The sequence below is a fragment of the Nocardia sp. BSTN01 genome (assembly GCF_015354405.1).
Taxonomy (GTDB): Bacteria; Actinomycetota; Actinomycetes; order Mycobacteriales; family Mycobacteriaceae; genus Nocardia.
The window spans coordinates 301,127-314,128 of record NZ_JADKYP010000003.1 but is presented as its reverse complement, the minus strand read 5'-3'; the positions used below and the strand labels follow the sequence as shown (position 1 = coordinate 314,128).

Sequence of the window (13,002 nt, the reverse complement as noted above, 5' to 3'; positions counted from 1 at the left end):
GGAGGCGGTCGCGACGCTGATTTTGGCGAGGCGTCGGCTTCGAAGACAGCCGCGAAGCAGTTGGGTCACTCCCGCGACGGGGTCACGGAGCGGCCCTACATCGCGTCGCCCGAGCAGACCACGGGACCCGTCGACGGTGCTGGAGTTGAGTTTCGGCAGGGGCAGCTGACGAACGCAGTTGGCGCCCAGATTTTTTAGGATATTTTTGGGAACGGTCCGATTTGTCCGGTGAAACGGATACAGCCTCTGACCTGTCTTGTCAGGTCAGAGGCTGTATCATGGTGCGCCATCAGGGACTCGAACCCCGAACCCGCTGATTAAGAGTCAGCTGCTCTGCCAATTGAGCTAATGGCGCCTGGACCTCCGGATCGGGCTGCAGGCTCCGTTCCGGTGCGGGAGAAACCATAACAGTTGGGTAGGCGGAAAGTGAAATCGCCTGTTCAAAGGCTGTTCGAGGGGGGATCGTGATCTTGCGTGAATGCGGTAACGGTTGGCGGCCCGGAAGGGATGAATCGGGCAAGAGTGTGCGGGGCCGGCTCGTCGTGTTTACCCGGTTGCGATCCTTTCACCTGGCAGAATAGGTGGGCGTGGTCTCGACCGATCCCCGCATGGACGGTGGGTTGAGCAGCGCGGCTGGGCTTCCCGGTTGCGTACGAGGCATGAAACGGGGTTGCACATGGGCGGACGTCGAGGCTCGCGGCGGATGAAAGTGGTGGCGGGGTGGTTGGGCATGGTGTCGATGCTCGCCCTCGCGGTGACCGGATGCAGTGATTCCGGGGCAACGGGTAGTGGACCGATGATCGAGTCGAATTCGGCCATCGACCTGGTCACACCGAAGGTGCTGACGCCGATCGCCGACGGCGCCGTCGGCGTTTCGCCGGCCGATCCGATTCCGGTGAAGGTGGACAACGGGAAATTGACCGCTGTCACATTGCTCACACCGGATGGCACTCCGGTGGCGGGGCAGATCGCGCCCGACGGGACCTCGTGGCAACTGACCGAACAGCTCGGCTTCAACCGCACGTATCGGCTGCGGGCCGAGGCGGTGGGGATCGGTGGCACCACCTCGACGGCCATGAGTTTCACCACTCTCGCCCCGCGCAACAAGACGCATCCGTGGTTGCTGCCCGGGGAGAACGAGGTCGTCGGAATCGGTCAGCCGGTCGCGATCCAGTTCGACGAGAACATTCCGGATCGCCGCGCCGCGCAGGATGCGATCAAGATCACCACGACACCGGCGGTGGAGGGCGCGTTCTACTGGGTGAACAATCGCGAAGTGCGTTGGCGCCCCGAACATTTCTGGGCTCCGGGAACCCGGGTCACAGTGGATGTGAACACCTACGGCCGCGATCTGGGTGGCGGGCTGATCGGTGACTCCGATATCCATTCCAGCTTCACCATCGGGGATCCGATGGTCTTCACCGCCGACGACAACACCAAGATGGTCACCGTCGAACGCAACGGCCAGGTGATACGAACCATGCCGACCTCGCTGGGCAAGGACTCCACGCCCACCCAGAACGGCATCTACATCATCGGCGACCAGTTCGACCACATGATCATGGATTCGTCCACCTACGGTGTCGCCGCCACCGGCCCCAACGGGTATCGCACCCCGGTCGACTGGGCGACACGCATGTCCTACAGCGGCATCTTCATGCATTCGGCCCCGTGGTCGGTCGGCCAGCAGGGCTATTCGAATACCAGCCACGGCTGTCTGAACCTGAGCCCGGAAGATGCCCGCTGGGTCTACGAGAACGCCAAGCGCGGCGATATCGCGATCGTCAAGAACACCGTCGGTGACACCCTGTCCGGTGTCGACGGGCTCGGCGACTGGAACATCTCGTGGGCGGACTGGAAGGCCGGCAACGCCGACACCAATCGCTGACCGCCGGTGACGACGCGGGCCTTCCGGATATCCGGAAGGCCCGCTCGTCGTTCGGGTCTCATGCGGTGCTCCGACGCTACACTTGCTTGCGCCGATCTACTCCCGCGATATCCGGGCCGAGGTGTATTACACCCGCGTTGCCCCCAAATCGCTTGTGTTCGTGGCTCTTCCGGGGCGTTAGCTGCTCCGCTGGGTGGTCGGCTGTGGCTCCCGGTGCGATGCGGTCTCGACTTGCTGAAGGGTCAGGTCCTCATGGGTGTTGGAGATCGGTACGCGGTGACGTCCGCTGAGCGTCGTCCTCGCGATGTCGGCGGGGTTGTCACGTCGGTGATCGTTGCCGTTCTCGCGGTGACAATGGCCTCTGCTTCCGGTATCGCGGTCGCGGGAGCGGCGGATCCGCCGGCGCGCTTCCTGCAGCAACATCTCGACTGGCGTCCGTGCGAGGATGCGGCCCTGGCGGCGGAGGGCGCGCTCTGCGCGGATGTCGAGGTGCCACTCGATTACGCCGACCCGGAGGGGCCGGGCATCCCCATCGCGGTCTCGCGGATTCCGGCGAGCGACCCAGAACACCGTCGCGGTGTGCTGCTGACCAACTCGGGCGGGCCGGGTACGCCGGGGCTCGATGCGTTCGACCTCGTCGGTGATGTGCTCGAACCGGATGTGCTGAGCCGCTACGACCTGATCGGATTCGACCCGCGTGGCGTCGCCCGCTCCGGACGGCACCAGCGCTGCGGATGGCCGGTCGCGACCCCGATCCGCTCGGCGGGTGTCGGACTACCCGGATTCGTCACCGAAACTGCCCTGCAGGCACAGCTGGTCGCCGAGTGCCTGGTGGGAGGTGACCGGAATTGGATGCGGCAGCTCAGCACGCGCAACACCGCCCGCGATATGGATGTAATCCGTGCGGCGCTGGGTCAGGATCGCATCAGCTATTACGGCGTGTCCTACGGAACGTATCTCGGCGCGGTCTACGCGCAGTTGTTCCCCGGCCGCTCCGATCGCATGGTGCTCGACAGTGCCATCGATCCGCAGCGCTATTGGCTCGGGCTGCAACAGGACTGGGGTCCTGCGGTGGAAGCGGCCTTCGACGACTGGGCCGTCTGGGTGGCGCTTCGTGATGGGCAGTATCACCTCGGCGACTCCGCGCCCGAGGTGCGCCGGAGAGTCGAGGCCCTGATCGGCCGGGCGTCGCTGTCGCCGATCGTGGTCGAGGGCTTCGGCTTCGACGATCATCTGCTGCCGAATCTGCTGTGGACGATGTTGCGGGACGCGCGCTTGAACGACGCCCTGGCGGCATCGGTGCGGGCCGTTGCCGACGCGGCGCAGGGGCGCGCACCGGAGGTGCCCCCGCAGCTGCACCAGCAGATCGAGTACTACGAGCACGACGAAGATTCGGTCATGGTGCAGATCTGGTGTGCGGACGCACCGATGCCCGCCGATCCCGCCTGGTATTGGAATGCGATCCAGGCGGCCCGTCCGAGTCAGCCGATCTTCGCCGCACTGGCGAACAACGTCCAGCCCTGTGCGTTCTGGCCGCCGCCGGTGGAACCGCCCACCGTGGTCGACAACGCGGTGCCCGCCCTGATCCTGTCCGCCACCGGCGACAATCGGACGCCTCATGCGCACTCCGTGGCACTGCATCGGCAGATGTCAGGGTCTCGATTGATCACCCTGGCCGACACCAGGATTCACATGGTGCTGCGTCCCGGTCTGAGCACCTGCATTCTCGACACGGCCAACGACTACTTCCGGGACGGGGACTTCCCGGCAGACGACCGGACGTGTCAACCCACCACACTCATCGAATGAGTCGTCCGGTCGGGCCGGTCAGAAGGTCGAGGACTCGGATCACAGACTCGGACCAATGACGAAGGGGCAGGTCCGGAATCTCTTCCGGACCTGCCCCTTGCAGGGTGACCGACGGGACTCGAACCCGCGACAGCCAGGATCACAACCTGGTGCTCTACCAACTGAACTACGGTCACCATTGCCGGTAACAACCGGCGCGGTAGATGGTAGCGCGAAGACCGCCGGGAAACCTAATCGGCGGGTGTGGCGGGCGGCTGGGTGCCGGTGGAACCGGCGCTGACCTGCGCGGCGATCTCCGCGATCTCGGCGGTCGAGGGTCCGGGAGCGGCAACGAACGCGGTCCGCCGGTAGTACCGCAGCTCGCGGATGGATTCCTCGATATCGGCGAGGGCGCGGTGGGCCAGGCCCTTCTCCGGCTGGCCGAAGTAGATGCGCGGATACCAGCGCCGGCACAGTTCTTTGATGGAGCTCACATCGATCATCCGGTAGTGCAGGTGGGCGTCGAGTTCGGGCATGTCGCGGGCGATGAAGCCGCGGTCGGTAGCGATGGAATTGCCGGCGAGCGGCACGGTGCCGGGGGTGGGAACCCACTCGCGCACGTAGTCGAGAACCTGCTGCTGCGCCTGTTCCATGGTGACCGTGGAGCGGCGCACCTCCTCGGTGAGGCCGGATTTGGCGTGCATTTCCTGCACCACCGGCGGCATCGCCGCCAACGCGTCATCGTCGGCGTGGATGACGATATCGACGCCGTCGCCGAGGATATTGAGATCGCTATCGGTTACGAGCGCGGCCACCTCGATCAGCTTGTCGCTGTCCAGGCGCAGGCCGGTCATCTCGCAATCCATCCACACCATCAGTTTGTCGGACACCCCGGCAACCTTAGTGCGCGGACGGTGCGAATCGGACCGACCGCACCGGATGCGCGCCATCCGGCCCGTTGCAGCCGCCTTTCGGCAAACCTCCCGCTACAGTTTTGCCCAGGTGTATGCGTGATTCCAGTGGTGTCGGCAGCGGTGGGCAGGGCGACGGAGGATCGGCGATGACCAGTTCCGAGGACAAAGCGGCGAAGGCGGCGGCCGCGCGCAAGGCGGCCGAGGAAGCGGCTCGGGTCGCGGCCGAAGCGGCGGCCGCGGCGGAGGCGGCCGAGGCCGAAGCCGCCGCCGAACCGGCCACCGCTGCGAAACCGGCCGATTCCGCTACGCCGACAGCGACTGCCGACGCGGAACCGCTTGCCGGCGAGACGAATTCGATCGCACAACAGATCGCGGCGGGTTACGCCTTCGAAGGGGCGGCGCTGGAACTGGGCGCGGTCGTCGTCGACGGGGAGATCGATCCGGCCGCGCGGGTACGGATTCCGATGCGCACGCTGAACCGCCACGGTCTCGTCGCCGGCGCCACCGGAACCGGTAAGACCAAGACCCTGCAAGGCATCGCCGAACAGTTGTCCGCGGCAGGGGTCCCCGTGGTGCTCGCCGATGTGAAGGGTGATCTGTCGGGGCTGGCGCAGCAGGGCGAATCGAACGACGAGCTCGCCGCCCGGGCCGCGCAGACCGGTGACGCCGACTGGGCGCCGCACGGATTCCCGACCGACTTCGTCTCTCTCGGCACCGAGGGAATCGGCGTGCCGATTCGCGCGACCATCACCTCGTTCGGTCCGATTCTGCTCGCTAAAGTGCTGGGGCTCAACGAGACTCAGGAATCCACCCTCGGTCTGATCTTCCACTGGGCCGACACCCGCGGACTGGCACTGCTGGACCTGAAGGATCTGCGTTCGGTGATCCAGCATCTGACCAGTCCGGAGGGGAAGGAGGATCTGAAGGGGATCGGCGGGGTGTCGGCCGCGACGGCCGGGGTGATCCTGCGTGCCTTGGTGAATCTGGAGGCCGACGGCGGCGACACCTTCTTCGGTGAGCCGGAACTCGACCCCGCCGATCTGTTGCGGACCGCCGGCGGACAGGGCGTGATCACGCTGTTCGAACTCGGATCGCAGGCGGCGCGGCCGGTGCTGTTCTCCACCTTCCTCATGTGGGTGCTGGCCGACCTGTTCCAGACCCTGCCCGAAGTCGGCGATGTCGACAAACCCGAGCTGGTGTTCATCTTCGACGAGGCGCATCTGCTGTTCGCCGACGCGTCCAAGGCGTTCCTGGAGCAGGTCGAGCAGACGGTGAAACTGATCCGCTCCAAGGGCGTCGGCGTGTTCTTCTGCACCCAATTGCCCACCGATGTGCCCAACGCGGTGCTGTCGCAATTGGGGGCGCGGATCCAGCACGCACTGCGCGCGTTCACCCCGGACGATCAGAAGGCGCTGTCGAAAACGGTGCGCACCTACCCGAAGACCGCCGCCTACGACCTCGAAAACGCCCTCACCACACTGGGTATCGGCGAGGCGATCGTCACGGTGCTGTCCGAACAGGGTGCGCCGACGCCGGTGGCCTGGACCCGGCTGCGGCCGCCGCGGTCGCTGATGAACACCATCGGCGCGGACGGCATCCGCTCGCGCGCGCAGTCGAGCCCACTGTTCGAGAAGTACGGCCGCACCGTCGACCGGGAATCCGCCTACGAGATGCTGGCCGCGAAAGTCGTTGCGGCCGAGCCGGAACCGCAGCCGGTGCCGCAGGGCTCCGGCGGACGGGCGCCGGAGCCGGACGTCTCGGCGGCGGAACGGATCATGAGCAATCCGGCGGTGAAGAGTTTCCTGCGTTCGGCGGCCTCGGCCGCGGGTCGCGAGATCAGCCGCAGCCTCTTCGGCACCCGCAAACGCTGAGCATCGACGCCGGACGGTACTCGACCTCGCACCGAGATTTGTTGCCGCTCAGCCCCGATCGCGGAGCGATAGATCCTCCACGGTCTCGCGCCGCACCAGCTCCCGCATCCGGCCGTCACGGACCGCGACGATCGGCGGCCGCCCCACACCGTTGTAGGCCGAGGCCAGGCTGTGGTGGTAGGCGCCGGTGCACGGCACGGCCAGCAGCTCACCGACATGCAGATCGGCGGGTAGGCGGATATCGGTGGCGAGGATGTCACCGGCCTCGCAGTAGCGTCCGGCCACGGTGGCGGTGACGGTCGGACCGGTGGGGTGCCGGCCCGCCACCACGGCGTCGTAGCGAGCCCCGTAGAGGGCGACCCGCGGATTGTCGTTCATGCCACCGTCCACGATCACGAACGTCCGGCCGCCCGGGACATGCTTGATCGCCGTCACGCGATAGATCGTCACGCCCGCGCGGGCGACGATGCCGCGACCCGGTTCCATCGCGATCACCGGACGGGGGAAGCGATGTCGCGCGCACGCCGCGTCCAAGGAGTCGTCGATGATGTCGGCCAGTTCGGACAGATTCAGTTCCGCGTCGCCGGCGCGGTAGGCCACCGCATGGCCGCCGCCCAGATCGAGCTGAGTCAGCAATACGCCGTAGTCGTGCCGGACCTCGGCCATCCGCGCGATGAGCCGCCGCACGGCTTCCCCGTAATGGTCGGGGTCGTGGATTTGCGAGCCGAGGTGGCAGTGGAAGCCGCGCAGATCCAGCAGGGGATGATCGATGATCGCCCGGATCGCCTCCTCGGTGGTCCCGTCGTGCGGGGCGAAGCCGAATTTCTGATCGCTGACCCCCGTGCGCACGACCGGACGTCCGTGCACGTCGATGTCGGGAGTCAGGCGCAGCAGCACTTGCTGCGGCCGCTCGACGACCGTGCCCAGCAAACTCACCTCGGTGAGCGAGTCGAGCACGATCCGCCCCACACCGGCGCCGACCGCGTATTCCAGTTCGGCGAAAGGTTTCCCGCTGCCGTGCAGCATGATTCGCCGCGGATCCACCCCGGCCGACAGCGCGATCGCCAGTTCGCCGGCCGAGCACACGTCGATGCCGAGGCCCTCGTCGGCGACCAGCCCGGCGATGGTGCGGGTCAGCAGAGCCTTTGCGGCGTAGACGATTTCGGCATCCGGGAAGTGTGCGCGGTACGACCGGCAGCGGGTGTGGATCTCGGTTTCACCGATCACATAGGTCGGTGTGCCGTAGCGGTCGGCGACATCATCGAGGGCGACCCCGTCGACGGTGATGCGGCCCAGTTCGTCGTAGTGCGTCCGGCACGGCCAGACGGTGGTGTCCAGGCGCGGGGACGCCATCCCCGAACGCAGGGACGGGAAGATCTCGAGCAACGTCACGGCGTGTCTCCTGTGGTGCCCCGCTTTCTCCTCGACTGCGGGGGTCACTGTCAGGACTACGCCGGTGACAGGCGCCGGAACCGTCTCGATACGCCGTCTTGACCGGCGGCGCCGCGATCCTGACGCCGCCCTGACACCCTGCTGATCAGCCCGCCAGCTTCTTGTAGAACGAGCCGACGATCGGCGCGGTGAGCGCCCGCGGCGCGTACTGGCCGGCGACGCTCATACCCTTGCTGATCAGGCCGGGAACGACGCGCATCTTGTTGCGCGCCAAGGCGTCGATGGAGATTTTCGCGGTGTAGGCGGCCGACACCCAGATGAAATCCGGAATCTTGCTGCCGACCTCGTCCTGATCGGGGTTGTCGGTGCGTACCGGGCCCGGCGCGAGCAGCGTGACGTGCACGCCGCTGCCGGTCAGTTCGCCGCGCAGCGATTCGGAGAAGGTGTTGGTGAAGGCCTTGGTCGCGGCATAGGTGGCGTTGTTGGGGATGGCCATGTTCCCGGCCGCCGAACCGGTGATCAGGATGCCGCCGCCGCGGGCGAGCATGCCGGGCAGCACCGCCAGGGTCAGATCGTGGACCGCGACCGCGTTCAGTTCCATCACCGAGCGTTCGACGTCGGCGTCCAGGTCGGCGACGGCGCCGAAGGTGGCGACACCGGCGTTGTTGCACAGGATGGCGATCTCACGACCGGCCAACTCGGCCACCAGCGGGGAGCGCTGTTCACGATCGGACAGGTCCACCGCGCGAACCTCGGCGGTCACCCCGTAGGTGTCGGTCAGTCGCTGCGCCAGCTCGGCGAGCAGATCGCCACGCCGGGCGACCAGGATGACCGAATAGCCCCGTTTGGCGAGCTCCTCGGCCAGAGCGGTTCCGATTCCGGAGGATGCTCCGGTGACGACGGCACGGTTGTCGGCAGTGGGTGCAGGCAAGCTCACGGTCGCCGAGCCTAGCCGGACTTCGCCTCGCCGCGGGGCTTGGGCTCGAGGAAGGCGACACCCCAGTCGATATGCCCGTGCCACACCCCGGCGATTCGTCCGCCCTGCACCGCCGGCTTCGGATCACCGACCGGGCCACCGGCCGCACGGACCGCGGCCACCGTGGCGTCGAGATCCGGAGTGCCGAAGGCGACGCCGACCAGCGCGGGCCGCTCGATGGGGGCGGAAACGACCTCCAGGAACGCCTCGTCGACCCGGTAGAAGGCCATTTCCGGGCCTTCCGGGCCGCGCGGGTGGAAGCGCCGCCGCGGGCCGGTTCCCAGTACGGCGTTCAGTGCGGCGACGGATTCGTCCAGATCCGGCACCCAGTAGACGACGTGATCGACGAACGTCACCCCGTTGGGATGGGCCGACTCGGTCTCCACATCGTGCAGCAGTTCCGGCACACCCAGTGTCGCCGCGTCGGCCTCGATGCCCTCGAACCCCCAGCCGGTGCCGACTCCGAGCGTGCAGGAGATCCGCCCGATTCGCATCATCTGGTTCTCGGCCACGAAACCCAATGCGGCCCAGGCTTTCTCGTCGCCGGGTAAACCGAGCCGGGTGAGGATCGCCATCACAGCGCCGCCGCCAGCCGGGTGCCCTGATCGATGGCACGCTTGGCATCGAGTTCGGCGGCCACGTCGGCGCCGCCGATCAGATGGATGCGCACACCCGCCTGCTGGAGCGGCTCGACCAGATCGCGCACCGATTCCTGTCCGGCACACAGGATCACGGTGTCGCAGTCGATGACGGTGGGCCGGTCGCGCTTGTCACCGAAGCTGATGTGCAGTCCGCGATCGTCGATGCGTTCGTAGTTGACGCCGCCGATCTGTTCCACCCCCTTCGCCTTGACCGCCGCGCGATGCACCCAGCCGGTGGTCTTACCCAGGCTCTTGCCGAAGGGCGTCGACTTCCGTTGCAGCAGGACCACATCGCGGGGAGCGGGCGAGGGACGCGCGGCGGTCAGCTGGCCCGGTGCCTCCGGATCGTCGGCGGTGACACCCCACTCCTGCTTCCACTCGTCGAGCTTCAGCGCCGGATGCCCTTCGACGGTGAGGAATTCGCTGACGTCGTAACCGATTCCGCCCGCGCCGATCACCGCGACCTTCTTGCCGACCGGCTTCTCCTCGCGCACCAGTTCGGCGTAGGTGAGCACCTTCGGATGGTCGATACCCGGGATGTTCGGGATGCGCGGGCGCACGCCGGTGGCGACCACTACGTGGTCGTAGCTGCCTTCGATCAGTTCGCCGGCGCTCACCCGGCGGTTCAGGACTACCCGCACCCCGGCGAGTTCCAGTTTGCGGGTGAAATACCGGATCGTCTCGTTGAACTCCTCCTTGCCCGGAATCCGGCGCGCGATATCGAACTGGCCGCCGATCTTGTCGTCGGCCTCGAACAGATCCACCTTGTGGCCGCGCTCGGCCAGGTTCACCGCCGCCGACAGTCCCGCCGGTCCCGCACCCACGACCGCGATGCGCTGCATCCGCCGGGTGGGCAGCAGCCGGAGTTCGGTTTCATGACCGGCCCGCGGATTCAGCAGGCAGGACACGGTTTTGTGGACGAAGGCATGATCCAGGCAGGCTTGGTTGCAGGCGATGCAGGTGTTGATCTCGTCGTCGCGGGCGGCGCGTGCCTTGGCGGCCCATTCCGGGTCGGCCAGCAGCGGCCGGGCCAGCGACACCAGATCGGCGTCGCCGCGGGTGAGGATCTCCTCGGCGGTCTCGGGCATGTTGATCCGGTTCGAGGCGCAGACCGGAATGGTCACGCGCGCGGTGATCTTCGCGGTGAACTCGACGAAGGCGGCGCGCGGCACCGAGGTGACGATCGTCGGCACCCGCGCCTCGTGCCAGCCGATGTCGGTGTTGATGATGCTGACGCCCGCCGCTTCCAATTCCGTTGCCAGGGCGAGGATTTCGGGCTCGGTCTGACCGTGCTCGACGAATTCGGCCATCGACAGCCGGAAGACGATGACGAAGTCCGTGCCGACCGCGGCCCGGATCCGGCGCACGATCTCCAGCGGGAAACGCCGCCGGTTCTCCGCCGACCCGCCCCAGCGATCGGTGCGCTTGTTGGTGCGCGGCGCGAGGAACTGGTTGATCAGATAGCCTTCGCCCCCCATGATCTCGACGCCGTCGTATCCGGCGAACTTCGCCAGCCGCGCACAGCGCACATAGTCCTCGATGGTGCGCTCGACGCCCTTGTCGGAAAGTTTGCGCGGGCGGAACGGGTTGATCGGCGCCTTGATCGAGGAGGCCGAAACACTGAACGGCACATAGGCATAGCGGCCGGCGTGCAGAATCTGCAGGGCGATCTTGCCGCCCTCGGCGTGCACCGCCCTCGTGATCGCGCGGTGCCGATAGGCCTCGGTCTTGTTGGTGAGTTTGGCGCCCAGCGGCAGCAGCCAGCCCTCGCGGTTGGGTGCGTAGCCGCCGGTGATGATCAGGCCCACGCCGCCGCGGGCGCGCTCGGCGAAGTAGGCGGCGAGCCGGTTGGTATCCCAGGCGCGATCTTCCAGCCCGGTATGCATCGAACCCATGACCACGCGGTTGCGCAGCGTGGTGTGGCCCAGATCGAGCGGTTCGAACAGGTGGGGGTACGAATGCGGCGAATCGGAATTCGCGGTCATGGGATCACCTTTCGGAAACGGAATCCGGTTGCGGGGCTGAGGCTTCCGGATCGGGTGACGACGAACGCAGCGCACCCCGCAGACCGGCCAGTACCTCGTCGCACCATTCGACGAAGCCGACCTCGACCCGGATCCCGCCCCGCAGCACCAGATACTGGTAGAGAGCGGTGCCGGTGAGCCGGTCCGGGGCGGGGAAATCCTTCTTCTCGATGAGGCGGTACAACTCCAGCCGCTGGGCGTGCTGGTCGCGATGGCGTTCGACCTCGGCGCGCAGTGCTCCCAGATCGCCGTGTGCGGCGGCGCGGATCTTGACGCCCAATTCGCTGCGCAGCGGGCCGATGTCGTCGGTCGGCTCGGCAATCCAGCGCGCCAGTTCGGCATGTCCGGCATCGCTGACGGTGTAGACCTTCTTGTCCGGCCGCCCGTCCTGAGCGATCGCCTCGCCGGTCACCCAGCCGCGTTCCTCCATGCGCTTGAGCACCCGGTAGATCTGCTGATGCGTTGCGCTCCAGAAGAATCCGATCGATTTGTCGAATCGGCGCGCCAGTTCGTACCCCGAACCGGCCCGCTCGCTCAGCGATACCAGCAGTGCGTGTTCGAGGGCCATGCCGTGAGGTTAACCGATACCCGCTGTACTATGCAACGTGGTGCATATTCCCGCCCAGGGGAGCCGGAACTGCGAGAACCCTGTGAGCACGTGCCGTTTTCTGTATCATCACCCGCGGTGCTCTGCACTATCTCGGATACGGGAAGGGCGCCTCGCACGGCCGCGAGGCCCGCGGGGCGTCCTTCTGTATGAGGGGCGTTCAGGCGGTGTGGGGTTTCCAGGCGGCCATGCCGAGGGCGATCATTCGGACCTGGCCGACGGTGCGGTCGACGACGAGGGGGCGCTCGCGTAGCGGGGCGGCGACGAAGTCGGCGATGTGGTCGGCGACGGTGGAGACGATCAGGTCGGCGGCCAGTTCCAGATCATCGGTCGGCCAGGCGTCCAGTGCGGGGATTCGCGACATGTCGACCACCAATTCCCTTGTGATCAACTGCATTTCGGAGGCGATCGCGGTGCGTAGCGCCGGTGCGCCGCCGTGGCGTTCGCGGATCAGGAAGCCGTAGAGGTCCTCGCGGCCGGCGATCTGCGCGAAGACGAATCGCACCGTTTCGGCCAGGCGCGCGTCCGGGGTGCGGCGCAAGTGCCGCAGCGCCAGGCGCAGCTGGCGCACACCCTCGTCGACCAGGGTGGTTCCCAATTCGTCGAGGGAATCGAAGTGGCGATAGAAGGCGGTGGGCACGATCCCGGCCGAGCGGGCGACCTCACGCAGGCTCAGTGCCGCGAATCCGCGCTCGGCAGCCAGGGCCAGCGTGCCGTCCAGCAGCGCTCGCCGCGTGCGCTCCTTGCGCTCGACTCGGGTTTCGGCCTGCTCGCTCATCTCGCTGAGCATACATCCGTTCACGATGGGTCCATTCGGGGAGATGTTGCATCGGTCACACCAGATGCAGGTTGAACTATTGCGGTACCGCCAGGCACACTAGTTCAGTGTACAGATGTGCAC

The 13,002-nt window shown here is 66.9% G+C and carries 10 protein-coding genes and 2 tRNA genes; 3 read left to right on the top strand and 9 right to left on the bottom strand.

All coding sequences use genetic code 11. The features are described 5' to 3' along the window. Positions 1-279: 279 nt before the first annotated feature. A tRNA-Lys gene (locus tag IRT45_RS04865) sits at positions 280-355 on the bottom strand. Between the two features lie 348 nt (positions 356-703). Between IRT45_RS04865 and IRT45_RS04860 the strand changes: the two genes are divergently transcribed. Further along, positions 704-1,888 carry an Ig-like domain-containing protein gene (locus tag IRT45_RS04860; protein WP_228533541.1) on the top strand — a complete coding sequence of 395 codons (1,185 nt, stop codon included), beginning with the start codon at positions 704-706 and terminating at the stop codon, positions 1,886-1,888. 354 nt (positions 1,889-2,242) lie between these two features. Further along, entirely contained in the window at positions 2,243-3,697 is a 1,455-nt protein-coding gene (locus IRT45_RS04855; protein WP_228533539.1) for an alpha/beta fold hydrolase, read from the top strand. 103 nt (positions 3,698-3,800) lie between these two features. Here IRT45_RS04855 and IRT45_RS04850 read toward each other — a convergent pair. Both IRT45_RS04850 and orn read right to left on the bottom strand, forming a co-directional pair. Beyond that, positions 3,801-3,873 (bottom strand) — tRNA-His (locus tag IRT45_RS04850). A 54-nt stretch (positions 3,874-3,927) separates the two neighbouring features. Further along, positions 3,928-4,566 carry an oligoribonuclease gene (gene orn / locus IRT45_RS04845; protein WP_036499070.1) on the bottom strand — a complete coding sequence of 213 codons (639 nt, stop codon included), beginning with the start codon at positions 4,564-4,566 and terminating at the stop codon, positions 3,928-3,930. Positions 4,567-4,736: 170 nt separating this feature from the next. On the opposite strand from orn, the gene IRT45_RS04840 reads away from it, so the two are divergent. Further along, positions 4,737-6,461, top strand: a complete 1,725-nt coding sequence (locus IRT45_RS04840) for a helicase HerA-like domain-containing protein (protein WP_194804648.1) — start codon at positions 4,737-4,739, stop codon at positions 6,459-6,461. 48 nt (positions 6,462-6,509) lie between these two features. Here the strand turns inward: IRT45_RS04840 and lysA are convergent, their stop codons facing one another. The 6 genes from lysA to IRT45_RS04810 all read right to left on the bottom strand — a co-directional run bounded on the left by lysA (position 6,510) and on the right by IRT45_RS04810 (position 12,879). Continuing rightward, positions 6,510-7,853, bottom strand: coding sequence for a diaminopimelate decarboxylase (gene lysA, locus IRT45_RS04835; RefSeq protein ID WP_194804647.1), 1,344 nt, complete (start codon positions 7,851-7,853; stop codon positions 6,510-6,512). Between the two features lie 145 nt (positions 7,854-7,998). After that, on the bottom strand, positions 7,999-8,790 hold the full coding sequence (gene cmrA, locus IRT45_RS04830) for a mycolate reductase (protein ID WP_194804646.1): 792 nt from the start codon (positions 8,788-8,790) through the stop codon (positions 7,999-8,001). 11 nt (positions 8,791-8,801) lie between these two features. Next, positions 8,802-9,404 (bottom strand): VOC family protein, encoded by a 603-nt coding sequence (locus IRT45_RS04825; protein WP_194804645.1) that lies wholly within the window; start codon positions 9,402-9,404, stop codon positions 8,802-8,804. Beyond that, entirely contained in the window at positions 9,404-11,455 is a 2,052-nt protein-coding gene (locus IRT45_RS04820) for an NADPH-dependent 2,4-dienoyl-CoA reductase (RefSeq protein ID WP_194804644.1), read from the bottom strand. Before IRT45_RS04820 ends, IRT45_RS04825 begins: the two co-directional genes overlap by 1 nt. Positions 11,456-11,459: 4 nt before the next feature. Continuing rightward, entirely contained in the window at positions 11,460-12,062 is a 603-nt protein-coding gene (locus IRT45_RS04815) for a PadR family transcriptional regulator (RefSeq protein WP_194804643.1), read from the bottom strand. Between the two features lie 199 nt (positions 12,063-12,261). Further along, the gene (locus tag IRT45_RS04810; RefSeq protein WP_194804642.1) at positions 12,262-12,879 is read right to left on the bottom strand and encodes a TetR family transcriptional regulator; all 618 of its coding nucleotides are present in this window, start codon (positions 12,877-12,879) and stop codon (positions 12,262-12,264) included. Positions 12,880-13,002 lie beyond the last annotated feature (123 nt).